Raw genomic sequence first — 25559 nt, forward strand, 5'->3', positions numbered from 1 at the left:
TAAGGTTAAAGGTTTGATATTTGCCTAATGGCTGGCGGTTGCCGCCGGACGAACCGCGCGAACAACGAGCGCGGCGCCGGCGCGGCAAGGGCCGGCTGCTCGTCGATCGTTGCGACGGATCCGGGCGCGCTCAGGCGGTGCGCCGCCCAGTAGCTGAATAGCGCCAACGCCATGCCCACCGGAATGTCTATTGCATAATGCCAGCGCGTCGCGACCGCGGCCATGCAGATGTACGCGAAAACGAGCGCGGCAGGGTAGGCGAGCGGCTTCGCGTACCGGAATGCGAACATCAGGAACAGGAAGCTACCGCCCGCATGGAGCGATGGCATAGCGGCAAGGCCGACGGTGATGTGCGTGCCCCCGTAGGTGTCGAGCCATCCCGCCCCGCCGGCCACGTTGGCCTGCCACGCGGCATACATCGATTGCTGGGCTGCGGTGGCCAGAGTGTACGGTCCCTGCTCGTACAGGAATGGACCGATGGCTGGCATCGCCAGATAGGCAAGACCGCCCAGACCCTGCAAGATCAGCGCCGCCAGAAACAACGTGTGGAACCGCTCGGGCGTCTTCACCGCGTGGTAGCAGAAGCCTGCGTAGAACAGCAGGATGAACGCGGTCATGTAGAAGTTGCCGTCGAGCGAGATGACCGGCGCTATCGCATGCGAGAGCGCAATGCAGAAATCGATGAGCGGACGGATCGCTTCGTCGGTCGCCCAGAAGAAATCGTCCCACAGGGCAGGATTGATGTGGGGGATCCAGAGCTTGAGATTAAAGTGGCAAACCAGCACGATCGCGTAGCAGGGAAGCCCGATGAAGAGCGTGGAGCCGAGCTTCTCCCGCTGTCCGACCGCCGCCACCGCGATCCAGATACACAACCCGATCAGCGGATAGAGATAGTGGATGCCGACGAATGCGGCTCGCTCGCCCGACGGGAGGCTGAACGGCAGGCCCTGGCTTAACGCGAAGGCCAGTGTGATCGCCACGATCGACGCTGTGATCCAGACCTCGGGGAAGCGTGCAAGCCATCTGGTCATCGGCATGCCCTATTCGCCTCTTGGATAAGATTCGCCTAATGTCGGGCCGCCGCCGATTGGTGCCAACGGGCCGTCGCGCCTTTGCTAGACGAGCGCACCTAAGGAAGGGTTAACCATCTTTATCCGCTCGCGGGCTTGCCAAGCCCGCGTTTGTTGGGCTGTGCCGCATGCGGGCAATTCGCCCGGGACCGGGGACGACATGCGGCAAGACGATCGAAGCGGCCTCATGTTCGCCCTGTGCGGTTTCGCGCTGCTTTCGCTGGGCGATGCGGTCGTGAAGACGATGGCGGGCGAATGGCCGCCAACGGCGATCGCCGCATTGCGCTACGTGCTCGGCGCTGCCGGGCTGTCGGCAATCCTCCTGGCCACGGAAGGCCCTGCCGGATTTCATTTTGCGCGGCCTGGCCTTCAGGTCGTGCGGGGCGTGGCGGTGGCAATATCGACGGTCGCCTTCTTCGCGTCGCTGTTCGTCATGCCGCTGGCCGAAGCGACGACGATTGTCTTCGTCAGTCCTCTCATCACCGGATTGCTCGCGCCGCTCTTTCTGGGCGAGCGCGCCATCCGAGCAACTTGGATCGCGAGCGGTGCCGCGTTCGTGGGCGTCCTGATCGTGTTGCGACCCAATCTGGCCGCACTGGGTCCGGCAGCATTGCTTCCGCTGGCTTCGGCCTTTGGGATGAGCGCGCTGTTCATGGCCAATCGCGCGGTAGCGGGCTCCGCGAGCGCACTGGCCATGCAGGCCAAGCTCGCGCTCGTCGCCGCGCCGGTGCTTGTTGCGGCCGCAGGGCTCGGCCACATGTCCGGGATCGAGCGGCTGGCAATCGGTGCGCCCAGCATCCTTGTGATCGCGAAATGCGCCTTCGTCGCCCTCAGTGCGAGCACCGCACATTGGCTGATATACATGGGTACGGTCCGCGCCGGCGCGGCCACGATCGCGCCGATGACCTACGTGCAGCTCGTGGTTGCGATCGGACTGGGCTGGCTGTGGTTCGGGGACCGCCCGTGCGCATGGTCCCTTCTTGGCGGCGTCATCATAATCGGGTCTGGCCTCTACCTATGGCGGGCCACACGCAGGAAAGCGGTCATTGACGTCGATATATAGATATCATATCACGATATCATGACGCGAATTCTGGTCGACCTCGCTGAAGAAGACATCAAGTGGCTCGATGCACGTGCCTCGGAACTGGGCATGTCGCGCGCAGCCGTTCTGCGTGACGCGGTTGCGGTCTATAAGGCGCGGGTGTCGCTCGCCAGCGGAAGCGATTGGATCAAGCGGGGCGCGGGATATTGGTCTGGCCGGGCGGGTCTGGCCGATGGCGTGATCTACCAACGAGCTATGCGCGAAGACCGCACATCGCATGAAGACGGTTGAGCTGTGTCCGACCCGTTCTTCGACACCAATATCCTGATCGACTGGCTAAGCGGCAAGGCACCGGCCATCGCGGAGCTTTCGCGATACCGGCGCCATCGCATCAGTCGAATCGTGTGGATGGAAGTCCTGGCCGGCGAGAGCCTGGAAGGGCGCGATATCCTGCGGGAACTGATCGCCCCGTTCGAGGTCGTCGAAATCGACGCACGCATCGCATCGGCAGCGGCGGGTATACGGCATCGATCGCGCATGAATTTGATGGATGCCTGTATTCTGGCGACCGCTCAGGTAAACGGCTCCATCCTTATCACCCGGAACGTTCAGGATTTCCCGGCAAACCTGCCGGGCATTCGCGTCCCATACCTACTCTAACGAAAGCGGATAACCCCGGATCATGTGCGGAATCATCGGTATCGCCGGCAAACAAGACGTCGCGGATCGCCTGGTCGACGGCCTCAAGCGCATGGAATATCGCGGATACGATAGTGCGGGCATCTGTACCATGGCCGATGGGCAGCTCGTCCGTCGCCGTGCCGAGGGGAAGCTCGCCAACCTCGTTCGCGAACTCGAGCGCAATCCAGCACCCGGCACGATCGGCATCGCGCACACGCGGTGGGCGACTCACGGGGCACCGACCGCGAACAACGCGCACCCGCACGCGACGCCCCACGTCGCACTCGTCCACAACGGCATCATCGAGAATTTCAAGCAGTTGCGCGACGAACTTACCGCGAAGGGTCGCACTCTCGAAAGCGAAACCGACAGCGAGGTCGTGGCGCATCTCGTTTCCGAGCAAGTCGAAAATGGCGCAACGCCGCAAGAGGCAGTCCAGACGGTGCTGCCTCGCCTTCGCGGCGCTTTCGCACTGGCGATCGCATTCCGCGATCAGCCCGACATGCTGATCGGCGCGCGGCTCGGCTCTCCGCTGGTCGTCGGATACGGGGAGGGCGAAACGTACCTCGGTTCGGACGCGCTCGCGCTGGCGCCGCTCACCCAGCAGATATCCTATCTCGAAGAAGGCGACTGGGTCGTGATCACTCGTGACGGCGCGCAGGTCTACGATGTCGAGAACGTGCCGGTCACGCGCGAGATCACCACGTCGGGCGCCTCGGCCGCCGCGGTCGAGAAGGGTAACTACCGGCACTACATGCAGAAGGAGATCTTCGAGCAGCCGACGGTGGTCGCCCAGACGCTCCAGTCGTACATCCACCAAGCCGACAACCGTGTGGCGCTGCCCCAGATCGACTTCGATCTTTCTGCCATTCGCCGCATCACTATCGTGGCCTGCGGCACGTCGTACTATGCCGGGATGGTGGCCAAGTACTGGATCGAGGCTTTCGCCCGGGTGCCGGTCGATATCGATGTAGCGAGCGAGTTCCGGTATCGCGAACCGCCGCTCGAAGCAGGTGGCCTCGCGCTCTTCATCAGCCAGAGCGGCGAAACCGCCGATACGCTAGCGGCGCTCAGGCACTGCAAGGCGAACGGGCAGACGATCGCGGTAGTCGTGAACGTGCCGACCAGTTCGATGGCGCGCGAGGCCGACCTGCTTCTGCCGACTCACGCCGGGCCGGAGATCGGGGTCGCCAGCACCAAGGCCTTCACCTGCCAGCTAGCCGTGCTCGCGGCGCTGTCGGCACACCTTGCGGTCAAGAAGGGACGCATGGACCGGGCCGAGGAGCAGGAGGTAGTCCGCCATCTGCTCGAGGCGCCGGCCGCGCTCAATGCCGCGCTCGACCACGACGACGATATCGCCGGCATGGCGCATCTCATCGCGCCGGCCCGCGACGTGCTCTACTTGGGCCGCGGAGCGGATTATCCGCTGGCCCTGGAAGGGGCGCTGAAACTTAAGGAAATCAGCTATATCCACGCCGAAGGTTACGCGAGCGGCGAGATGAAGCACGGCCCCATCGCGCTGATCGACGAAGCCGTGCCGGTAATCGTTCTCGCCCCGTCCGGACCGTTGTTCGAGAAGACCGTTTCGAACATGCAGGAGGTCCGCGCCCGCGGCGGAAAGATCGTCCTGATCAGCGACGAGGAAGGTCTGGCCGAGGCGGGCGAGGGGTGCCTCGCCACGATCCAGATGCCGCGCGTCCACCCCTTGATCGCGCCGCTCGTCTATGCGGTGCCGGTGCAGTTGCTGGCCTATCACGTCGCATGTGCGAAAGGCACCGACGTCGATCAACCGCGAAATCTGGCCAAATCGGTCACGGTGGAGTGAACAGATGCGCTCGTCGATACGAGCCCACGGACATGGTTAATATGGAATTGCCGCCCAAGGGCATTTTATCGCGTTAGATGAAGTATTTACTGGCGGATAACCTTTGCCGGTTAAGCCGCGGGTGTGACTGACCGCAGCAATCCGCCTTCCCAATTGCCCGCCGACATGCCGATCCTCGCCCTGCTGGGTCTGCGGGATCCGGAAAACGGTGACTGGAATCGGCTGCGCGCTCTTCAGTTTTCGCAGATCAACGAGACCGCGCGCCTTCGCGTTCTGGTCCACGCAGTCTGCGCCATAATCGCCATCACGACCTATATCGGCAAGGCACCCGTGGCTTTGCTCGCGGTGTTCGCGATCTGCCTGGCGACAGCACTGCAGTTCACCTTGCGAACCGACCGGGCCCTGACGGTCGGCGAGCGCGCGCGAATCTCCCGCGACGAGATCAATCGCAAGGCGATCTCTACCGGCACCGTGGCCCTCGCATGGTGCATCCCCGCGCTGGGCTTCGCATTCTACGGCGGCGATGCGGATCGCGCGGTCGTTGGCTTCCTGATTGCCATACTCGTCTTGGGCTCGACCCTGGCGCTGGGTGTCGCACCGCTCGTCACCGTCGTCTTCGGGGCCGTAACGGGCATCGCGTCGTTGGCAACCTATCTCTGGTTCGGGCAGTTCGGCATGGCGGCTGCGGTCGGCATCCTGGCCGTGGTCGTTATCGTCGGCGTAACAAGTGTCGCCCGCACCCATATGGCGGCCTGCCTTGCCGAAGCGAACAACGCGGAAAAGAGCGAAGTCGTATCCCTGCTCCTGCGCGAGTTCGAGGAAAACCAGGCCGACTGGCTGTGGCAGATCGACACAAACCGGCTCGTCCGGTCGGCGTCGCCGCGGTTCGCCTTCGCGCTCGGAAAATCGGTGGAGGAGGTCGAGGGGCGCCCGTTCCTCGAACTCGTCAGCGGCGAGGCTTGGGAAACCGGTCAGTTCTCGTCCAGCCTTCACGACCTTGCCGAGCGGCTCAAGCGGCGCGAGAGCTTTTCGAACCTTCTGGTCAAGGTGTCGATCGGACGGGAACATCGTTGGTGGGAGTTGTCGGGGACGCCGATCCTCGACGATAACGGCGCCTATCTCGGCATTCGCGGGGTGGGCTCGGACGTGACCGAGCAGCGCGAATCGAGCGAGAAGATCGCTTACCTTGCGCGCTACGACACCCTGACCGGGCTACCCAACCGCTTGATGCTTACCGAAGCGCTGGGCGATGCGCTGCGCTATGCCGATCAATGGCGCACGCGCTGCGCGTTCCTGATGATCGATCTCGACCGGTTCAAGGCGGTCAACGATTCGCTCGGCCATCAGGTCGGCGACAAGTTGCTGGCGGAAGTGTCGGCGCGCCTGCGCGGTGTGCTCACCGAAAACGAGTTCTGCGGCCGCCTTGGCGGTGACGAGTTCGCGATCGTGATCCGCGATGCGAGCGAACGCGGTTGCATCGAGAGCGTGGCGAAGCGCGTAATCTCTCGCCTTTCGCAGCCCTACGAAGTCGAGCATCACACGCTCTATGTTGGCGCGAGCGTCGGTGCGGCGGTCGGACCCCGCGACGGGAAGTCGGTGGAGGAACTGATGCGCAATGCCGACCTTGCGCTTTACCGCGCCAAGGATGACGGCGGCGGCGAGCATCGCAACTACGAGCCGGCGCTTCACGCCAACGCCGAAGAACGCCGCCAGCTCGAATTCGCCCTTCGCCGCGCACTCGAGAATCGCGAGTTGGAGCTGAACTACCAACCGGTCGTGAATGCCAAGACCGGGGAAGTCGTCAGCTTCGAGGCGCTGGTCCGCTGGAACAGCAAGGTTCACGGACTCGTCAGCCCGGGCAAGTTCGTGCCGATCGCAGAAGATACGCGCCTCATCGTGCCAATCGGTACTTGGGTGATGGAGCAGGCCTGTCGCGAGGCGACTCGCTGGCCGGAGAACGTGCGGGTCGCGGTCAACGTATCGCCCGAACAGCTATTCGAGCCCGATTTCGCTTCGACGGTAGTCCAGGCGCTTTCCGCAAGTGGCCTCGAAGCGCGGCGGCTCGAGCTGGAAGTGACCGAATCGATCTTCCTGCGCGATGCCAGTATCGCGCGCAGTTCGCTGGAACAGGTCATGGCGCTCGGCTGCACCGTGGCGCTCGACGATTTCGGAACCGGCTATTCGTCGCTCGGCTACCTGCGCAAGCTGTCGTTCTCGACCATCAAGGTCGATCGCAGCTTCGTTCAGGGTGCCGCTCAGCACAGCAAGGAAAGCCTCGCGATCATTCGCGCAGTGGTCGCGATGGCCGATGCGCTGGAAATGACCACTACAGCCGAGGGCGTCGAGAACATCGAGGAGGCCGAACTCGTCCGGCGGCTCGGCTGCACGAAGATCCAGGGCTATCACTTCGGGCGCCCGATGACGGCGGAAGACGCGCTGAAGCTATTCCGGCGACGCGTCTCGGATGTGCCCGACCGCATGCGGGCGTGAGCGAACTGGCGCTCGTCAGGCTCCGACGAGCGCTCCGATAGCGCTTTCGAACAATACGCGGCCATCGGTGCCGCCCAGTTCCGGTTCGATCGCACGCTCGGGGTGGGGCATCATGCCCAGCACGTTGCCGCCGGCGTTCAGCACCCCGGCAATTCGCCGCTGGGAGCCGTTAACCTCGTCGAGATAGCGAAACGCAACCCGCCCGTCGCCCTCGATCTGGTCGAGCGTCTCGGCGTCTGCGAAATAGTTGCCGTCGTGGTGGGCGATGGGAAAGCTGACCACCGAACCGGACTCGAAGCCGGCGGTGAACAGCGACTGGCCGTTCTCGACCGTCAGGCGCGCTTCGCGGCAAGTGAAGTTGAGCTGAGCGTTGCGCATCAGTGCGCCGGGCAGCAGGCCGCTTTCGGTCAGCACTTGGAAACCATTGCACACGCCGAGGACCGGCACACCGCGCTCCGCCGCACGCACCACGGCCCGCATCACGGGGCTGCGGCTGGCGATGGCCCCGCAGCGCAGATAGTCGCCGTAGGAAAAGCCGCCGGGTATCGCGATCATGTCCAGCCGGTCGGGCAGGTCGGCGTCGGCATGCCACACGCGCAAGGCCGGCTCGCCCGAAACCTTCTCTAGCGCGACCGCCATGTCCCGGTCGCAGTTGGAGCCAGGAAACGTGATTACCGCACCCCGAAACGCCATCACACGGCGCCCTGCGCTTCGGCCGGAAATTCGATCCGGTAGTTCTCGATCACCATGTTGGCGAGCAGCTTGCGGCACATGTCGTCGAGGGTCGCCTGGCTCGTACCGTCTGCCACATCGAGTTCGATCAGGCGGCCGACGCGCACATCTTCGACGCCGTCGAAACCCAGCCCTTCGAGCGCGTGGTGCACAGCGCGACCCTGCGGATCGAGCACTCCCGGCTTCAGGCTGACGTGCACGCGAACTTTCATGGGCGGCGCTCCTTCGTGGCCGGCGGGAACGCGGGCAGCCTATGGCGAAGCCCGGCCCGGACCACAAGCGTCAGCCTGCGCTGTCCACCGCAGGCAGCACCAGTACCTCCACCGCATCGGCCGGGGCAAGAAAACGCGCCGCGACCGCCTGCAGTTCGGCCGGGGTCACCTGAGACAGCATGTCCTTGGCAGCGAGGAAGCGGTCGATCCGATCCGATTCGCCTTGCGAAACCGCCACGAGGGGCAGCCAACCGCCGTTTGTCTTGAGCCGGTTGTCGTACGCTTCCAACATCGGCCGACGTGCCCGATCGATCAGGTCGGCGGACACAGGTTCTCTTGCCAGCTTTTCGACGACCGCGCGGATGGCGGCTCGCGTCGGCTCGACGTCGCCGACATCCACCGACGATGCCAGTGCGAAGGTGCCGTAACCGCGCCAGACGTTCGACGGGCTGCTCGACGATCCGGGAGAATAGGCCTTGCCTAGCCGCTCGCGGATTTCTTCGGTCAGTTCGAGCCGGACCACGCGTTCGAGCAACTCGAGGCGCAGGGCAAGCGCTGGATCGCTGTCGTCGACCGTGGGCCAGGTGATCCGGATCGTCGCCTGGTCGGGTTCGCCGGTGTGGCGGATCGTGCGGAGCGACCGGTCCGTGGTGAACGGGCGGACGCGCGCGTCCTCGCGCGGCTGGAAATCGGGCTCGCGCGGCGGAAGTGCGCCCAGCGTCTTGCCGACCAGCGCGATGGCGGCGTCCTCGTCGATATCGCCGACGAGGCCGAGTTCGATCGCACCTTTGGCAAGCCGATCTCCGATGACGTCGCGCAGGGCCGCGAACGAAAGCTTCTGGTAATCAGCTTCCGGCTGCAGGGTGAAGCGGGGATCGTCGTCGGACAGGATGCCACCGATCGCCGACGAATAGGCACCCCCCGGCGTGGCGTTGCGCTGCTTGAAGAAGTTCGCGATCCCGCGCTTGTACGCGGTCTCCCCGTCGCGCCGGTAGCCGGGGTCTGTCAGCGAGGCCGCGATGAGTTGAAGCTGCAGTTCCAGATCGCCGGGCGTGGTGGAACGCCCGCTGACGAAGCGGTCACCCCGTGCGCCGATGTTGAAGCCGACCGTCCGTCCCGCCAGAAGCGAGGCCAGTTCGTCGGCGGAGTGCTTGCCCAGACCGCCGGCCGGGAGAGACCCGATCATTGCCAGCGCCAGTGGATCGTCTCTGGTCGTCAGTAGGTCGCCGCCATCGAGAGAGAGTTGGAAAAGGACCCGATCGGCCTGCAGCGCGGTCTTCTTCAGGTTGAGCCGCACCCCATTTGCGAACACGACCTCGCGGATGTCGAGCCGCGGATCGACCGTATCACTGACGACCGCGCCAGCCGGCCCGAAATCGGTGTAGCCGAATTCGGTCGCAGCAACCTGCTCCGCCGGAGTTATCGTTTCCGCGACGAGGGCATTCCAGGCGGTTCGAAGCTCCGCTTCTCCGCCCTCGGGCGCCTTGCGACCCTGGAAGCGAATGAGCGGATCGTCGAGCGGCGCCGCGTCCTCGCGCAGAGCGGCCAGGACGGCGGCGGGCGTAATCGAAGGGGCGAATGCCTCGAAGCGGGTAAGATTGTCTTCGGGCGTGGAGATGACGACCTCGTCGTCCAGCATTCGCTCGGCGACCGCGACGAGCGCGGCATTGCTGCGGGTTGCCGATCCGGCCGCGGCGTTGCGGGCCGACTGCCGGTAACGCGCGACCTGTTCGGCGATTTCCGCGTCGGAAAAGCCAAACTCCATCGCGCGGCGCCACTCGCGGGTGGCGGCTTCCAGGCCCCTCTTCCATCCACCGTCGACCGCATCGATGATCAGATTTGTCGCACGGCCCGATTCGAAGATGTCGCCCGTGCCGAACCCTGCTCCGCGGAAGGGTGCATCCTCAGTTCGCGCAAGGGTCTGGAATCGGCGATTGACCGCGGCGTATCCGATCGAGCGCAGCAGGTCGCGCTGGCGCTTGGCCACGCTATCCTTCTCGTCCACCCAGGGCGAAAGGCGGGTCATCGTGACGCGTTCCGATAGCGCTGGATCGAGGTATATATCTGTCTCGCCATTGCGCGACAGGTCGACAGGTCCGGTCTCCGGCTCGGCGGGCGCGGGGGCCGACTTCCAGTCGCCGAAGCGTGTCCGGATATCGCGTTCGACCGCGTCGACGTCGATCGCCCCGACCACGATCAGAACGGCATTGGCCGGAACGTAGGCACGTTCGTAGAACCCGCGCAGCCGAGCGGCATCGGCTGCCTTCAAGGTTTCGTCCGCCCCGATCGGAAAGCGCTCGGGGTATCGGGCGCCGGGCGTCGTAAAGGCCCACTCATCGAGCGTTTCCTTGACCGAATAGTTCATCCGGTCGCGCTTCTCCGCCAGGATGATCCCGCGCTCGCGCTCGACGGCTTCCTCGGAAATCGTCAGTTCGCTGGCGGTCTCGCGCATCAGCATGAGCGCGGTGTCGATCAATTTCGGATCGTTGCGCGGCAGGTCGAGCTTGTAGGAGGTGACTTCGAAACCGGTCGAGGCATTGGTATCGGCACCGAACGCCAGCCCTTCGCGTTCGAGCAGCTTGATCATCTCGCCCTCGGGCACCTTTTTCGACCCGTTGAAGGCCATGTGCTCGAGGTAATGGGCGAGCCCGCGTTCCTCTTCGCGTTCTTCCAGCGAGCCCGATCCGATCCGCAGGCGCACCAGTACGGTGCCAGCCGGCTGATGGTTCTCGCGCAGAATATAGCGCATCCCATTCGGCAGCACGCCGTAAGTGTAGCCGGGATCGACCGGGACGTCGCTTCCTTCAAATCCCCACACCGGAGGCGCGAAGGCGGGCGAGGCCTGCGCCTGTGCGCCGGCTGGCGTCGGCTCATCGACTTGGGACTGGGCGAGGACGGGCGCTGCTGTTGCCAGCAGAAACGGCAGGAGAATCATCGGCTTCATGCCCTCCTTCTTGCCCGCGCGACATGAACGGGGCAACAGCGGCCGGCATGAAGCTCGATCTCGTCTACAACCCGGTGGCGGGGAGCTTCCGCAAATCGCGGCTGGACGCGCTCGTGCGTGCTTTCGCGCGACGGGGATGGACGGTGCGCCAGGTTCCTTCGGCGCGGAAATGGCGCCCCACTGAAATGGTGCCCGACCTGGTCTGCGTTCACGGCGGTGACGGGACATTGCGCGATGCCGTACAGGCGCTGGGCACACTGGCAGACAGCATACCGCTGTGCATCGCCCCGTCGGGCACCATCAACCTGGTGGCCCGCGAAATCGGCTATCCGCGCGATCCGGAAAAGCTGGCCGAGCGGGTAACCGCGGCATGGAAGCAGGGCGATGAACGGTGGCTGCGCGCGCCGCTCCATCGTCTGGGCGAACTGCCGGTCGTGTCCTGCCTTTCGATCGGCCCCGACAGCCACGCGGTCGCGCATGTATCGTCCACGCTCAAGAAGCGGATCGGACGTTTCGCCTACGTCGTCGCAATGCTCCGGCTGCTTCGCCGATGGCCAAGTCAGGAGATGGACCTGGCGGGTGAAATGGCGGACGGCACGCCCTTCGCCTGCACCGCGGGAGCGGTCATCGTCAGCCACGGTGCGCTGTTCGCGGGTTCGTTTCGCCTGTCGCCCGGCGCCGCGCTGGCGGCGGATTCGGTCGAGCTCATCGTTCTCGAGAGGACATCGCGTGCGGGGATCGTGGCGTTTACCGCGGCTGCACTCGCACGGTTGCCGCTCGATCGACTGGGTCTTGCGACGATCCGCACGGTTCGCCGGGTCAGCTTCGATCGCTGCGCCAGCCCCATACAGGTCGACGGCGACCATATCCCGGACTTCGAACCGGGCCGCGCCTTCGCGGTCGAACCGACCGGGATGACCCTGCGCTACGTGGTCTGAAAACCACGCCAGGGCGATTCGCCGTGTCTCACGGGTGTAACAGGCCGGTTGAATGGCGCGCTGGACGAAGACCCTCCATCGACAGGAGCGCCCATGTGGCTCGATTGGGGACCCTTGCCGCCGTTGCGCCGGGGTTTGCTGACTTCACCCTTGCGCGAGTGGCAGGCTCGCCGGGCCCTGTCTGCCGGGTGGGAAGCGCGGTTTGGCGATGGCGCGGGAGGCCTTCCCGACGCACGCCATGGGCTGTTCGTATCGTTAACGTCCTACCGGCCGCGTTTCGAGTTCCTCGCGCTGACCCTGCGCAGCTTGCTGCTGCAGAAGCTTCGACCCGAGGCAGTCCTGCTGTGGATCGGCCATGACGATATCGATGCAGTACCGAGTGAAGTGTGGGAGCTGGAACCGTTCGGCCTGCACATCATCGCGTGCGACGATCACGGTTCCCACACCAAGTACGTCCACGCGCTGCGAGAATTCCCCCATGCCGACATTGCGATCTGCGATGACGACACCTGGTATCCGCCCGATTGGCTGGGCCGGCTGGTGGCCGCAAAGCGGCCGGGAGAGGTTCCCTGCCACCGCGTCCACCGGATCGCGCTGGATGATGTCGGTGTGCCGCTCGGCTACCGGTCATGGACGCACGACATCGAAGGGCCCGGCGCTTCACCCTGCCACTTCCCGACAGGCGTGGGCGGGGTCCTGCTGCAAGCGGACCGGATTCATCCGCAAGTTCTGGACATGGACGAGGCTCGGCGCCTGTGCCCCACCGCCGACGACATCTGGCTCTATTTCATGGGCCGCCTGGCCGGCACGCGTTTCAGCCACACCGGATGGACCGACCCCCTGGTGACCTGGGGCGGATCGCAAGCCACCGCCTTGTGGAAGCGGAACGTGGCCGAGCGCGGAAACGACCGGTGCCTGGCCGCGATGCTGCACCGCTTCGGTCCGGGTGTCGTACTCGACGGGGCCGCGGAGCTGGTCCGGGCCGCCTGAAGCGCTACTTCTTCGGCTTGGCCGGAGTGCGCAGGCGGCCGCGGTGGGCGCTCAGGTCGAACACCTCGCCCGGTCCGTTGTCGTCCTGCAGCAGGCCGAGGCGGCGCGCGACTTCCTGATAGGCTTCCTGTTCCCCGCCAAGGTCGCGACGGAAGCGATCCTTGTCGAGCTTCTCGCCGGTGACCATGTCCCACAAGCGGCAGCCGTCGGGGCTGATCTCGTCGGCCAGGATCGTGCGGCTGAAGTCCTGGTCCCAGATGCGACCGAATTCCAGCTTGAAGTCCACCAGGCGGATGCCGATTGCGGCGAACATGCCGCTCATGAAATCGTTGATTCGGATCGCCATACTGGAAATGTCCTGCATTTCCTCGTGGCTGGCCCAGTTGAAGCAGGCGATCTCTTCCTCGCTCACGAACGGATCGCCTAGGGCGTCGTCCTTGTAGCAGTACTCGATCAGCGTGTGCGGCAGCGGCTCGCCCTCCTCGATCCCGAGGCGCTTGGTCAGCGAACCGGCGGCGACGTTGCGGACGATCACCTCGATCGGGATGATCTCGACCTGCCGGACGAGCTGTTCGCGCATGTTGAGGCGGCGGATGAAGTGCGTGGGAATGCCGATATGGGCGAGGCGCGTGAACACGTACTCGCTGATGCGGTTGTTGATCACGCCCTTGCCGTTGATCGTGCCCTTCTTCTGGGCATTGAAGGCGGTCGCATCGTCCTTGAAGTACTGGATCAGCGTGCCCGGCTCGGGACCCTCGTAAAGGATCTTGGCCTTGCCTTCGTAAACCTGGCGGCGACGGGACATCGCGGTTTCCCTTTCATAGGGCTGGAAACAATCGACCCCGGCGGGCGCGTGACTCGCGCGGCCGGGGCGTTCGGCGCGCCTTAGGCAAAAGCGCCGCGCAACGCAAACGGGACTCACGTGGCGGGGAGTGGTGCCTCGGGGCGGATTCGAACCACCGACACTGCGATTTTCAGTCGCATGCTCTACCAACTGAGCTACCGAGGCAGGCACTGCGCGGTGCCCTTCGATGGGCGGGCCGCGGTTGGCGAGGCGGCGCTATGGCGGCGCGCAGGCCGCTTGGCAAGGGGTCAATCGGACTCTTCGCGCAGCACGTCTTCAGGATCGACCGGGGGCCCGGGCACCGCATAGCTGTCGGAGAACCAGCGCAGGAGATCGCGGTCCTTGCACGCCTTCGAGCAGAACGGCGCGTGCGGATTTTCGACCACGCTGTCGCTGCGCTGCCTGAGCGCATGGTCGCGCGGCTTGCGGCAGACTGGGCAGGGGCGGCTGGAGGATGTGGACGGTGCGCTCATCGCGGCACGATCTGGGCATGGCCCCCGTCGAGCGCAAGCGCGTCGTCCCCGGCGAGACGAATTTCGCGCCCCGTCCTGCGGGCAAGCTCCGCCACCCATTCCGGTGCAAGCGCGCGAATGACCGTCGGATGCGCCGCCAGCAAGATCGCACCCGCGCCTTCGACCGCCTCCGCCTGTCGTAGCAGGAACCGCGCGGCGGCGGCGGCACGATGATGCGTGAGGCGATTGAGCAGCGAGGGGCCGGTGCTGCGCGCCACGAGCTGGACGAATCCGAAGCCGTTCATCGCGGTTCGCTCGTGCGGCCAATCGCTAAGCTCCCTCTCGAGTGCGGCATCGACGGCCTTCCGTTCGGCTTTCACTGCCAGAGTGGGGAAGTCGATGCCGATCGATCCGCCCAAGTCCATCTGTCGCAATGCCAGCGCGATCGGTGGGACCGACGCCACTGCCAGTTCGCGCGGCGACAGGTCGCCGTCCACGTCGATCACCGTCATCCCCGGTGTCACCGCGAACAGCAGCGAGCCACCGGGAAACGCGACTTCGCCGTCCCGCGCGGCGCTCCATACGTCTTCCCACAGGCCTGCGGGAAAGCGGCGGACCGGCGCGGCGACATCGAAAGCGCCGGGTTCAATCGACTCGTCGCTGCCGTCGCTCCAGCGACCCTGCGCGCGTTTGAAGCGGCCCCGCTCAGCCGTTGCCGCGCGGGTCACGGTGACCTCGATCCGGGCGCCCTCGCTTGCCACGCGGGGCAGGCGGTCGACGAAAATCGCGTGGCCATCGGCCGTCGTCGCAAGTCCACGCGGGGAACCTGAAGTGCGCTGGGTTAGCGTGGCCTGCAGGCGTGTGCCGGCTTCAATCTCCCCCGGCCAGCGAACCTTGGCGGCCAGGACCCGACCCCGTTCAACGAGCAGGGCGCGATCCTCGCCGATCCCCCGCTCGATAAGCCAGTCAGCCAATGGGAAACCCTGCCGCCCTGAGCAGCGCCCTGGTCTCGAAGAGCGGCAATCCGACCACGCCGGAATGGCTTCCGCCGATCCACGCGATCAGGCCCTCGGCGCTGCCCTGGATCGCATATCCGCCGGCCTTGCCGTGCCATTCGCCGCCCGCGATATATGCGTCGATCTCTTCGGCGGAGAGGCGCTTGAAGCGCACCTGCGTTTCGCTCAATCGTTCGCGAAGTTGTCCGTCCGGCGCGCGCAACGCGATCGCCGACAGCACGCGGTGGCGCCGACCGGAGAGGAGTTCGAGGCACTGGCGAGCGGTCGCCTCGTCCTCGGCCTTGGGCAGTATGCGCCGTCCGGCCGCGACCACTGTGTCGCCTGCCAGTACAAAGGCCTCCTGGTCGAAGGCGGCCGCCGCTGTTTTTTCGCGCGCCATGCGCACCGCATAGTCGCGCGGCAGTTCGGCCTTGCGCGGAGTTTCGTCGATGTCGGCGGGCGCTACGCGCAGCGGCTCGACACCGAGGCGAGACAGAAGCTCGCGGCGGCGCGGACTGCCGGAAGCGAGGACGAGATCGGGCATCGGCGCCCGGCCGCGTTACTGCGGCCCCGGGCCGCCGCGTCCCGGCATGAAGCGGTAGGTGATGCGCCCCTTCGTCAGGTCGTAGGGCGTCAGTTCGACGAGCACTTCGTCGCCGGTCAGCACGCGGATGCGGTTCTTGCGCATCTTGCCGGCGGTGTGGCCGAGAATCTCGTGACCGTTCTCAAGCTCCACCCGGAACATCGCGTTCGGCAGCAACTCGACCACCTTGCCGCGCATTTCGAGGAGTTCTTCTTTGGCCATGTAGTTCTTCGGTTCCTGATGTTAGTTCGTCGAATTGGTCGCCGCCCTTAGACGCGGTGCGCACAAAAGGGAAGCGTGCGCGTCATCTGTGGGAAAGGATTGCGCGACAAAAAGTTACCCGACTGCGGGTTGCCGTCATCCGCACCTATCCCCCATGCGTATCTCGCGGGGGCGGGGAAGTTTCCAAAAAGGGTTCTACACCATCTTGCGCATTTCATCGAAAGTTTCGCTGCTGGCGCTTGCGCTGGCGTCCGCTGCATCCGCACAGGATGCGGCGCCGACCGCGCAGGCGCAGGAGGCCGCACCGGCCGAGGACCAGGATTACGGGGACGAGATCGTCGTTACTGCGGCCCGCATTCCCGGGCAGGTGGAAACCGACAGTCCGCCGGTCCTCGAACTGAACGAGGAGGAAGTCGCGGCTTACGGCGCGACTTCGATTGCCGACCTCGTCGCGCAACTCGCTCCGCAGACCGGTTCCGGTCGGGGTCGCGGCGGACGACCCGTGTTCCTCGTCAACGGACAGCGTGTCTCAAACTTCCGCGAGTTGGGACGCTTCCCGCCCGAGGCTATCCGCAAGGTGGAGGTCCTGCCCGAGGAAGTCGCGCTTCAGTTCGGCTTCCCGCCCGATGCGCGCGTGGTCAACTTCATCCTCAAGCCCAGCTTTGCCAGCCGCGAAGTCGAAGTCGAGTTCGGCATGCCCAGTCGCGGTGGCTACACCGCCGGCGAAGCGGAAGCCGGCATCCTCACCATCAGCGGCCCGCGCCGGGTCAACGCCAACATCGGCGTAACCCGCCGCAGCGCGCTGACCGAGGCCGAGCGCGGTATCGTCCAGACGGTCGACACCGATCCGGCGATCACCGCTGCCGGTCTCGACCCGGCCGACTTCCGCACGCTCGTCTCTCGCCAGCAGACGGTCGAGGCCAACGCGACCGTGACCCAGGGCCTGGGCGAAATGGGGTCGGGCGGACAATTGACGCTCAACGGACAAGTCAGCCGTTCCGTCACCGATTCGCTGTCCGGTATCGACCCGATCACGCTCGATCCGATCGACCGGCGTACCGACACCGATACCTATGCGCTGGGCACGGCCTACAATCTGGGCATCGGTGCCTGGCAGCTATCGACCACATTGGATGCGAGCCGAACCGATTCCGACAGCCGGATCGATCGGCGTGGCGGGGGCGGGACCGACCGGTCGCTGAGCCGCACCTGGTCTGCAAACCCCAAGACAACGATCTCGGGGTCGCCCTTCATGCTGCCGGCGGGCGAGGCCAGCCTGACGCTGGATGCCGGATACGACTGGGGCCGCATCGAAAGCACCGACACGCGCGGAGCCGCGACCCAAACCAGCCTGACGCGCGGCAATCTCAATGGCGGAGCCAGCCTCAGCCTGCCTGTAACGAGCACCCGTGAAGGCTTTCTCGACGCCATCGGCGACCTGTCGGTCAATATCGGCGGAGGGGTCGACTACCTGTCCGACTTCGGCACGCTGACCGACTGGAATGCAGGACTGAACTGGAGGCCGACCGAGCGGTTGTCGTTCCAGGCCAGCACGATCGTGCGCGAGGTCGCCCCCGGCCTCAGCCAGTTGGGCGGCCCGATCATCGAGGACGTCAACGTTCCGGTCTATGATTTTACCACCGGGCAGACCGTGCTCGCCAGCGTGATCTCCGGCGGCAATCCCGATCTCCTGGCCGAGACGCAGCGCGACCTCAAGGTATCGGCGAGCTACGATTTCGACCTGTTCGATCGGGCCAGCATCCGCGCGGAGTATTTCCGCAATAACTCCGAGAACACGACCGAAGGCTTCCCGTTGCTGACCCCGGCGATCGAAGCGGCATTCCCGGATCGCGTTACCCGCGCAGCCGACGGCACATTGCTGGCGGTGGACCGCCGATCGGTGACCTTTGCCGAGCGACGCTCCTCGCGCATCCGTTATGGCATCAATCTGTTCGGCCGGGTCGGCAAGCCGTCGCCGCAGTCCGAGGGCGGGGGCGGTGGCCGCGGAGGATTTCGGGCCATGATGGGGGCAGCCCAGCCCGCTCAGTCGCAGCCTGCACCGGCTCCTCAGGCCACTACGCAGGCTGGCGCGGGCGGGCCGCCTGCCGGCGGCCAAGGCGGGAGGCAAGGCGGCTTCGACCCGGCGCGCTTCGCCGAAATGCGCACGAAATTCTGTGCGACGCCGCAGGGCGAGGTGCCGGACCTGACCGGTATCCCCGAAGCGATGCTCGCACGGCTCAGGGGGCCGGACGGCCAGATCGATCCGGCGCGCGTCGCCGAATTGCGGTCACGCTTCTGCAACGCGGACGGCACACCCAGCACGCAAGGCGGACCTGCCAGGTTCGACCCCGCCCAGTTCGCCGCGCTCCGCACCGCGCTGGCTTGCGGCAGTGACGGACAGGTGGATGTGGCCGCGCTTCCGGCCCAGATCGCCGACCGGCTCAAGGGGCCGGACGGGACGATCGACCAGGCGCGGCTTGCCGAACTGCGGACCCGGATCTGCGCGATTCCCGAGGGCGGACCACAGGGTCGGCGCGGTGAAGGCGGACCGGCGGCGGGCGCACCGCCTGCCGATGGCGCGCCTGCGGGTGGAGGCGGTCGACGCGGTGGCGGCGGGCCGGGCGGCATGATGGGCGGCGGTGACGGGCAGGGTCGCTGGAACCTGTCGGTCTATCACAGCATCGAACTGAACAACCGTGCGCTGGTGGCGCCCGGCGGTCCGGCGCTCGATCTCCTGTCGGGCGATGCGCTGGGCGAGGGCGGCGTGTCGCGCCACCGGATCGAGTTCGAAGGCGGCCTGTTCAAGGACGGTCTCGGAGCGCGCATCTCGGGCCGCTATTCCAGCCCGACCACGGTGAACGGGAGCGGCCTGCCGGGTTCCAGCGACTTGCGCTTCGGCGCGCTCGCCACCTTCGATCTGCGGGTATTCGCCAACCTCGAGCAGCAGGAATGGCTGACTGGCAGCAACGGTCCGGGCTTCTGGAAGGGCACCCGGCTCGGCCTGCGCGTCAACAACGTGTTCGATGCACAGCAGCGAGTGACCGATTCCTCCGGCGTTGTTCCGCTGCGCTACCAGCCGGGACTGGTCGATCCGACCGGTCGGTTCTTCGAGATCGAGCTGCGCAAGCTGTTCTGATTGCGCACGCCTCCGGAGCCGCGATGGCTCCGGAGGCGCCGGCTTTTCATCGAAGTCCTATTTCGCGGCGGCCTGTTCCGCCGCCCAGGCCTTCTGACCTTCGATCCAGGCGTCGCGAGCGGCGAACCATTCGGCCCGCCGCCTGGCCCAGTCGGATGCGGTCATCGGTGTCTTCTCCGTCAGCCACTGGTCGCGCTGATCCTGAAACGTCGCCTTGTCGAAGCCGAACGCGTCGCGCCACGCGGCGAGGTCCTTATCCAGGGCGGAGCGGATCGCCTTGGCGTCGTCGGGTAACGTGCTTCCCACCTTGACTGCTTCGGCTGCGCCCAGCGCTTCGAGCCGACGCGGGTTCGATTTACCCACATAGCGATCGATTGCCTCGCGATAGGCAAGCGCCTGTGCGGCTTCCCTTGAGCGGCCATTGGCGGTGAGATCGGCGCGCACGTCGCCGCGCCGGGCGAGAGCGTTCTCCGCCGCCGTGCGCGGATCGCGGCTCTGCTGGGGAATGTCGTCGATCGACCCCATGCCGCGATTGTCGACCCGCACCTCGGTTGGTGGGGCGCCGCCGCCGGGCGGTGGTCCGCCAGGCTGCTGCTGCGCGAAAGCTGGACATGCGGCTGAGGCGGCACCCGCGATGAGAGCGAAGGCAAGGCAGCGCATGATTTTCCTCTCTCGTGACTTATCGAGAGAACGTTATCATCGCCTTCCGCTCAGGCAAACCCCATGCGTTTCAAGCTGCGGTCAGTGCACCCGAACCGTGGGAAATGCGAGCGAGGCGATGCCGCGCGCGCTGAACGGCTTCCACGCGCCTTCGGCCTGCGCCAGCCGGTCGGCGATGGCGAGCATTACCGCCGGATTGACGCCCAGACCGATGTGGCTGGCGTAGACCTCGATATTCTCGGTAAGCGGATTGCGATCGGGGTGCTGGACCGATCCGCGCCAGTGAACCACGCCGTCGCCTTTCGTCAGGATCGAGGTCGTCGGCACCGGCGGTGCATCGGCGAGCTTGCGGAAGCGGCCGGTTTTCATCGGTTCGGGCCGCCGACCGTTGATCGCCTCGAACAGCGGTCGTGCATTGGTGAAGCGGCGGTTGTCGCTGATCGGGCTACCAAGGGTGATGACCTGCCGGACCATGTCGGGCATCTGCTTGGCCAGTTCGCGCGCGAACACGCCGCCCAGGCTCCAGCCGATGATCGAAATCTTCCCACCGGTGCGCTCGTGCAGGGACGATACGCAGCGTCCCATCGCCTCGATCCGGCCGTTGTCGACCCGCAGGTTGCGCCCGAGGTTCCATCCGGTCACGTCGTAGCCGAGCTGGGCGAGGAGCCGGCGCATCGGGCCGGTCGATCCGTCACCCGCCATGAAGCCGGGCAGGACCAGCACTCCATGCCCGTCTCCGCGTGGCAGGAACGACAGGGCGGGTCGTAGCGCCATGAAAGCCGCCAGTTCGCCCAGCGCGCGGTGCGGTTCGGTCAGCGCCAGCAGGCGGCTGGGCGGATGCGCTCGCTGGCGCGCTGCGGTGGCTGTCGTCATGATGCGGATGCTTTCGTGCGGGCCGGACGCTTGCCGGCGGATTTGGGAGAAGAACGGGCGGCGCGCGGCTTGGTGCCCGCGGACGCTTTGCTGGCGGCCTTCTTAGGCGGCCTGGCGGGGGCTTTGGGTTTGGCTTTAGGGGCTGATTCAATCGCCCCGGCGGCGTCGCGCAGTTCGGTGAAGCTGTTCTCGATGCACTGCGCGTAGAATTCCGGATCGGGCATCAGTTCGCGGCAGGCGGTGAAGGTGATCGTCGCCTCGTCGCAATAGCTCTGCACCGTGTGTCCCAGGCCCGTGCCATCGGTCAGGCAGAGGAGGCCGTACATGCTCTCGAGCCGGGCGCCGGTCGAATAGATCGGCACCGGCGGGCCGGGCACGTTGGTAACCACGGTGGTGAACATCGGTCCCATACCGCGATTGGCGAGGCCGAGCCGGGTATAGAGCTGGGCCCCCAGGCTCATCCACAATGCGGGGCTGACCTTGCTCATCTCGGTCATGTTGCGGGCGCCAACCGCTTCCGTCATCGCCTTCGAGTTGGTCGTCTGCGCGTGGACGAAGCGCAGCCGCTCGGCCGGATCGTCGATATGCGTGCCGAGCGGGGCGACCATCGCGGCGACCTGGTTGCCCATGTCGCCCTTTTCCTGGCCGGACCGGACGGAGATCGGCGCCATCGCGGTCAGCGTCTTCTTGGGCAGGTCGTCCTTGGCGAGGAGATACTTGCGCAAGGCGCCGCCGACGATCGCCAGGAACACGTCGTTGACCTTGGCCCCCGGCGCCAGCGCGCGGATCGCCTTGATGTCAGCCAGCGGGACGCTGCGCCCCTCGACCACGCGGTGCGGCGAAATGACCTTGTTGAAGCGGGATTTGGGCGCGACCATCTCGCCCGAAACCTTGAAGTCCTTGGCAACCAGGCCCTTGATCGCCTTTGCCAGCCCCGGCGCGGCTTTAGCTGCCACTTCGAGCTGCTTGAGCGGGTTGGTCACCGCGTTGAAGTAGCTCTTGCCGAGCAGCTCGGCGGGATTGGGCACCTTCTCGGGCTTCCAGGTATCGGGCGTGTCCGGCGGTCCATCGTCGGCGCGCAGCGTGTGCATCGCCTCCATCAGGTCGATCCCGCTCATCCCGTCGATCGCGGCGTGGTGGACTTTGGTCACCATCGCGTAGGAGCCCTTGGGCACGCCCGCGATCCCGTCGATCCCCTCGACGACGGTGAACTCCCACGGCGGTCGCGTCAGGTCGAGTGGGCGGGCGAAGATGCGCGCCGCCTGGATGCACAGTTGCCGCCAATCGCCCGGCTGCGGCAGCGCGACGTGCCGGACGTGATACTCCAGGTCGAAGTCCGGATCCTCGATCCAGTAGGGATAGTCGAGGTCGAAGGGCACGCGCACCATGCGCTGGCGGATCGTCTTCGACAGCTGCATGCGGCTTTCGAAAAAGGCGAGGATGTCCTTGAACCGCACGAAGCCGCCGGGCGCGGTTTCCGGGTTGTAGATCAGGATCGAGCCGATGTGCATCGGCGAATTCTTCGTCTCGAGCGCGACGAAGCTGGCATCCATGCCCTGCAACTGGCGCATCCGGTTCTCCCCCCGCGCCCACGTTGCGTGGGTCTGCGGCAGGGAGACTAACACAAGAGGGGCGGTTGGCAATCTCTGGCTAGATCGCGTCCCCTGCGGCCACACCGCTCGCCCAGGCCCACTGGAAGTTGTATCCGCCCAGCCAGCCGGTCACGTCGACCGCCTCGCCGATCGCGTAGAGACCGGGAACGGCCTTCGCCTCCATCGTTTTCGACGAAAGCCCGTCGGTGGCGATCCCGCCCACGGTTACCTCGGCCTTGGCGAAGCCCTCGCTGCCGTTGGGCCGGAAGGTCCAGCGCGCCAGCTTCGCCTCGGCATCGCGCAGTGCCTTGTCCGACAGGCGCGCCAGTTCGCCTTCGTGCCCGAGCCGGTCCGCCAGCGTATCGGCCAGCCGGGCGGGCAGCGCCTCGCGCAGCAGCGCCCGAACCGATCCGCCCGGCACGGCTTGCTTGGCATCGAGCAGCCAGCCCGGCGCGCGATCGGGCAGGAAGTTCACCGCCACCTCCTCGCCCGGCCGCCAATAGCTCGAGGCCTGCAGGATCGCGGGGCCCGACAGGCCGCGATGAGTGAACAGCGCCGCCTCGCGGAAGGCGGCCTTTCCCGCATGGGCGACGACTTCGGCCGACACGCCCGACAGGTCGCGGAACAATACGTCCTCGCCGCCCAGCGTCAGCGGCACGAGCGCGGGGCGCGGTTCGACCACCTTCAGACCGAATCGTCGCGCCAGATCGTAGGCGTAGCCGGTGGCGCCCATCTTGGGGATCGACGGGCCGCCGGTAGCGATCACCAGCGACGGAGCGCTGTCGCCGCCCACGCGAAAGCGGCCGTCGGCGTGGCCCACCTCGCCTACGTCCGCGTCGCAGCGCACCTCCACCCCGCCGTCCGCGCATTCGGCCAGCAGCATGGCGACGATCTGCTTCGCCGACCCGTCGCAGAAGAGCTGCCCCAGCGTCTTTTCGTGCCAGGCAATGCCGTGGTTTTCGACGAGGTCGAGGAAGTCGCGGGGCGTGTACCGGGCGAGCGCGGACTTGGCGAAATGCGGATTGGCCGACAGATAGTTCGCCGGTCCTGCGCCAAGGTTGGTGAAGTTGCACCGGCCCCCGCCCGAGATAAGGATCTTCTTTCCGACCGCCTCTGCCCTCTCCAGCACCAGCACGCGGCGATCGCGCCCGCCGGCACGCGCGGCGCACATCAGGCCCGCCGCCCCGCCGCCCAGGATGATCGCATCGTATTCCATCGCCAGGCGCCTAGGCGATCGCAGACCGACTCGGAACCGTAATCCAGCCGCCAACCCGTCACATGGATGATTCATGCGGCGTGAAACCGGCAGGAGTACCACCGCATGCTGACTGAAATTCCGGCCCAGGCGGCGTTCAAGCAGTTGTCGAAGACCGAGCGCGGCATCGGTCCGTCGGGCGCGCCGCGACGGCATTACCGCGCCATCTGGATCTCCGACGTCCACCTCGGCACCCGCGGTTGCAACTGTGCGCTGCTGCTCGACTTCCTCGACCACTGTGACAGCGACACGCTCTACCTCGTCGGCGACATCATCGACGGCTGGCGGATGAAGAAGCGCTTCTACTGGCCCGAGCGCCACAACGCGATCGTGCGCCGGATCATGAAGAAGGCCAAGGTGGGCACGCGGGTGGTCTATATCCCCGGCAATCACGACGAGATGTTCCGCCAGTTCACCGGTTCCAACTTCGGCGGGGTGGAAATCCGGCGGTCGGCCGTGCACGAGACCGCCGATGGACGCCGCCTGTTGGTGCTGCACGGCGACGAGTTCGATGCGGTCGTGATGGGCCAGCGCTGGCTCGCGTTCGCGGGCGACACGGCCTACAATCTGCTGCTCCGCCTCAACGTCGTGATCAACGCCGTCCGGCGCCGGTTCGACCTGCCGTACTGGTCGCTGTCCGCGCACGCCAAGCACAAGGTCAAGGACGCGGTCGCGTTCATCTCTCGCTTCGAGGAGACGGTCGCCCATGCCGCGGGCAAGCGCCGGGTCGACGGCGTCGTCTGCGGGCACATCCACACCGCCGAGATCCGCGATTTCGACGGCATCGCCTATTACAACGACGGCGATTGGGTGGAGAGCTGCACCGCGCTGGTCGAGCGCGCGGACGGGACGATGGAGATCCTGCGCTGGGCCGAAGAGGTTGCGGCGCGCACGGCGCCCACGCTGGTGCCCGTTACCCGGAAGGAGGCCGCGTGATGCGCATCTGCATCGTAACCGACGCCTGGACGCCGCAGATCAACGGCGTGGTGCGCACACTTGAGGCGACGCGCGAAGGCCTGGAGCGGCTCGGCCACACGGTTGGAGTGGTTTCGCCCGCCGATTATCGATCTGTACCGTGCCCCACTTATCCCGAAATCCGCCTCGCGCTCGCATCGCGTGCGAAGGTCGGCGCGCGGATCGAGGCATTCGCCCCCGATGCCCTGCACCTCGCCACCGAAGGTCCGCTGGGCATCGCCGCGCGCAGCTGGGCGCAGCGGCACGGCCTGTCGTTCACGACCGCGTATCATACGCATTTCCCGCAGTACCTCTCGCGCCGCACGCACATGCCCGCTGCACCGTTCTGGCGGTTCATCCGCTGGTTCCACGCCCCGGCGACCGCCACCCTTGCGGCGACCGAGGGCCTGCGCAGCGAGCTCGCGAGCCACGGCGTCGGGCCGACGTTGCCGTGGAGCCGCGGGGTCGACCTGCGGCAGTTTTCGCCGGTGGGGGACTTCCATCCCGCGTTCCGCCGGCTGCCCGGCCCGATCATGCTCTATGTCGGCCGGATCGCGGTGGAGAAGAGCGTCGAGCGGTTCCTGGCGCTCGACGTACCCGGGACCAAGGTCGTGGTCGGCGATGGACCGGCGCGGGCATCGCTGGCCGTGCGCTTTCCCGATGCGGTGTTCCTGGGTCCGATGCGCGGGGCGGAGCTGGCCGCGGCATACCGCAGCGCCGACGTGTTCGTGTTTCCCAGCAGCACCGACACCTTCGGCTTGGTGATGGTGGAGGCGCTCGCCTGCGGCACGCCGGTCGCCGCGTTGCCCGAAGACGGCCCGCGCGCGATCGTGACGCCCGAATGCGGCGCTCTGTCGCCCGACCTCGGCGTCGCCGTGCGCGAGGCCCTGGGCAAGCACCGGGCGGACTGCGCGGCGCGCGCGCGAGACTTCGGATGGGACGCCGCGACCCGCCATTTTCTTGCCGCGCTGACCCCGCTCGCCGCCGAGGCGCGGCCCCATGCCGATGCCATGCCTTTCGCCGCATAAGGGCCACGCCGCCTATTTGACGCGCGCGCGCGAAGCCC

Annotated in this window: 23 protein-coding genes and 1 tRNA gene; 10 read left to right on the forward strand and 14 right to left on the reverse strand. The window is 66.3% G+C overall.

Annotated elements, in window-relative coordinates; translation table 11 throughout:
* Window positions 1–5 precede the first annotated feature (5 nt).
* A complete protein-coding gene (locus AR323_RS08165) occupies window positions 6–1031 on the reverse strand; it encodes a phosphatase PAP2 family protein (RefSeq protein WP_161808728.1) in 1026 nt (341 codons plus the stop codon).
* 199 nt (window positions 1032–1230) lie between these two features.
* On the opposite strand from AR323_RS08165, the gene AR323_RS08170 reads away from it, so the two are divergent.
* From AR323_RS08170 to AR323_RS08190, 5 genes are all read left to right on the forward strand, one after another.
* On the forward strand, window positions 1231–2133 hold the full coding sequence (locus AR323_RS08170; protein ID WP_057883738.1) for a DMT family transporter: 903 nt from the start codon (window positions 1231–1233) through the stop codon (window positions 2131–2133).
* 18 nt (window positions 2134–2151) lie between these two features.
* On the forward strand, window positions 2152–2406 hold the full coding sequence (locus AR323_RS08175; protein WP_057883468.1) for a CopG family transcriptional regulator: 255 nt from the start codon (window positions 2152–2154) through the stop codon (window positions 2404–2406).
* Between the two features lie 3 nt (window positions 2407–2409).
* Window positions 2410–2775: a type II toxin-antitoxin system VapC family toxin gene (locus AR323_RS08180; protein ID WP_057883469.1), complete on the forward strand. Its 366-nt coding sequence runs from the start codon at window positions 2410–2412 to the stop codon at window positions 2773–2775.
* A 22-nt stretch (window positions 2776–2797) separates the two neighbouring features.
* On the forward strand, window positions 2798–4621 hold the full coding sequence (gene glmS, locus AR323_RS08185; protein ID WP_057883470.1) for a glutamine--fructose-6-phosphate transaminase (isomerizing): 1824 nt from the start codon (window positions 2798–2800) through the stop codon (window positions 4619–4621).
* Window positions 4622–4786: 165 nt separating this feature from the next.
* Window positions 4787–7111, forward strand: a complete 2325-nt coding sequence (locus AR323_RS08190; protein WP_057883471.1) for a putative bifunctional diguanylate cyclase/phosphodiesterase — start codon at window positions 4787–4789, stop codon at window positions 7109–7111.
* Between the two features lie 15 nt (window positions 7112–7126).
* Here the strand turns inward: AR323_RS08190 and purQ are convergent, their stop codons facing one another.
* The 3 genes from purQ to AR323_RS08205 form a co-directional block, all read right to left on the reverse strand.
* Entirely contained in the window at window positions 7127–7804 is a 678-nt protein-coding gene (gene purQ, locus AR323_RS08195; protein ID WP_057883472.1) for a phosphoribosylformylglycinamidine synthase subunit PurQ, read from the reverse strand.
* Window positions 7804–8055 (reverse strand): phosphoribosylformylglycinamidine synthase subunit PurS, encoded by a 252-nt coding sequence (purS, locus tag AR323_RS08200; protein ID WP_057883473.1) that lies wholly within the window; start codon window positions 8053–8055, stop codon window positions 7804–7806. The genes purQ and purS overlap by 1 nt, the downstream gene beginning before the upstream one ends.
* 70 nt (window positions 8056–8125) lie before the next feature.
* A complete protein-coding gene (locus AR323_RS08205) occupies window positions 8126–10999 on the reverse strand; it encodes a M16 family metallopeptidase (RefSeq protein ID WP_123321797.1) in 2874 nt (957 codons plus the stop codon).
* Window positions 11000–11022: 23 nt separating this feature from the next.
* Between AR323_RS08205 and AR323_RS08210 the strand changes: the two genes are divergently transcribed.
* A complete protein-coding gene (locus AR323_RS08210; RefSeq protein ID WP_235510502.1) occupies window positions 11023–11937 on the forward strand; it encodes a diacylglycerol/lipid kinase family protein in 915 nt (304 codons plus the stop codon).
* 93 nt (window positions 11938–12030) lie between these two features.
* Window positions 12031–12927 carry a glycosyltransferase family 2 protein gene (locus AR323_RS08215; RefSeq protein WP_152980317.1) on the forward strand — a complete coding sequence of 299 codons (897 nt, stop codon included), beginning with the start codon at window positions 12031–12033 and terminating at the stop codon, window positions 12925–12927.
* Between the two features lie 4 nt (window positions 12928–12931).
* On the opposite strand, the gene purC is transcribed toward AR323_RS08215, so the two are convergent.
* The 6 genes from purC to infA all read right to left on the reverse strand — a co-directional run bounded on the left by purC (window position 12932) and on the right by infA (window position 16023).
* On the reverse strand, window positions 12932–13732 hold the full coding sequence (gene purC, locus AR323_RS08220) for a phosphoribosylaminoimidazolesuccinocarboxamide synthase (protein WP_057883476.1): 801 nt from the start codon (window positions 13730–13732) through the stop codon (window positions 12932–12934).
* Window positions 13733–13860: 128 nt separating this feature from the next.
* Window positions 13861–13936 (reverse strand) — tRNA-Phe (locus AR323_RS08225).
* An 83-nt stretch (window positions 13937–14019) separates the two neighbouring features.
* The gene (locus tag AR323_RS14390) at window positions 14020–14244 is read right to left on the reverse strand and encodes a DNA gyrase inhibitor YacG (RefSeq protein WP_083495306.1); all 225 of its coding nucleotides are present in this window, start codon (window positions 14242–14244) and stop codon (window positions 14020–14022) included.
* Window positions 14241–15197: a ribonuclease E/G family protein gene (locus AR323_RS08235; protein ID WP_057883477.1), complete on the reverse strand. Its 957-nt coding sequence runs from the start codon at window positions 15195–15197 to the stop codon at window positions 14241–14243. The genes AR323_RS14390 and AR323_RS08235 overlap by 4 nt, the downstream gene beginning before the upstream one ends.
* Complete coding sequence (locus tag AR323_RS08240; protein WP_057883478.1) at window positions 15190–15762, reverse strand: Maf family protein; 573 nt, start codon at window positions 15760–15762, stop codon at window positions 15190–15192. The genes AR323_RS08235 and AR323_RS08240 overlap by 8 nt, the downstream gene beginning before the upstream one ends.
* A gap of 15 nt (window positions 15763–15777) precedes the next feature.
* Window positions 15778–16023, reverse strand: a complete 246-nt coding sequence (gene infA, locus AR323_RS08245) for a translation initiation factor IF-1 (protein WP_057883479.1) — start codon at window positions 16021–16023, stop codon at window positions 15778–15780.
* Between the two features lie 205 nt (window positions 16024–16228).
* Here infA and AR323_RS08250 point away from each other — a divergent pair, with 205 nt between their 5' ends.
* Window positions 16229–19159 (forward strand): TonB-dependent receptor plug domain-containing protein, encoded by a 2931-nt coding sequence (locus AR323_RS08250; protein WP_235510503.1) that lies wholly within the window; start codon window positions 16229–16231, stop codon window positions 19157–19159.
* A gap of 57 nt (window positions 19160–19216) precedes the next feature.
* Here the strand turns inward: AR323_RS08250 and AR323_RS08255 are convergent, their stop codons facing one another.
* The 4 genes from AR323_RS08255 to AR323_RS08270 all read right to left on the reverse strand — a co-directional run bounded on the left by AR323_RS08255 (window position 19217) and on the right by AR323_RS08270 (window position 23500).
* Window positions 19217–19819 (reverse strand): hypothetical protein, encoded by a 603-nt coding sequence (locus AR323_RS08255; RefSeq protein ID WP_152980318.1) that lies wholly within the window; start codon window positions 19817–19819, stop codon window positions 19217–19219.
* Between the two features lie 81 nt (window positions 19820–19900).
* Window positions 19901–20692 (reverse strand): lipase family alpha/beta hydrolase, encoded by a 792-nt coding sequence (locus AR323_RS08260; RefSeq protein ID WP_057883482.1) that lies wholly within the window; start codon window positions 20690–20692, stop codon window positions 19901–19903.
* Window positions 20689–22263: a WS/DGAT/MGAT family O-acyltransferase gene (locus tag AR323_RS08265; RefSeq protein ID WP_235510504.1), complete on the reverse strand. Its 1575-nt coding sequence runs from the start codon at window positions 22261–22263 to the stop codon at window positions 20689–20691. Before AR323_RS08265 ends, AR323_RS08260 begins: the two co-directional genes overlap by 4 nt.
* Before the next feature lie 79 nt (window positions 22264–22342).
* On the reverse strand, window positions 22343–23500 hold the full coding sequence (locus AR323_RS08270) for a BaiN/RdsA family NAD(P)/FAD-dependent oxidoreductase (protein WP_057883484.1): 1158 nt from the start codon (window positions 23498–23500) through the stop codon (window positions 22343–22345).
* A 105-nt stretch (window positions 23501–23605) separates the two neighbouring features.
* On the opposite strand from AR323_RS08270, the gene AR323_RS08275 reads away from it, so the two are divergent.
* The gene (locus AR323_RS08275; protein ID WP_083495307.1) at window positions 23606–24475 is read left to right on the forward strand and encodes a UDP-2,3-diacylglucosamine diphosphatase; all 870 of its coding nucleotides are present in this window, start codon (window positions 23606–23608) and stop codon (window positions 24473–24475) included.
* Complete coding sequence (locus AR323_RS08280) at window positions 24475–25521, forward strand: glycosyltransferase family 4 protein (protein ID WP_057883485.1); 1047 nt, start codon at window positions 24475–24477, stop codon at window positions 25519–25521. Before AR323_RS08275 ends, AR323_RS08280 begins: the two co-directional genes overlap by 1 nt.
* Window positions 25522–25559: the final 38 nt, after the last annotated feature.

Source organism: Tsuneonella troitsensis, assembly GCF_001441535.1.
In the GTDB taxonomy this organism is placed as follows: domain Bacteria; phylum Pseudomonadota; class Alphaproteobacteria; order Sphingomonadales; family Sphingomonadaceae; genus Tsuneonella; species Tsuneonella troitsensis.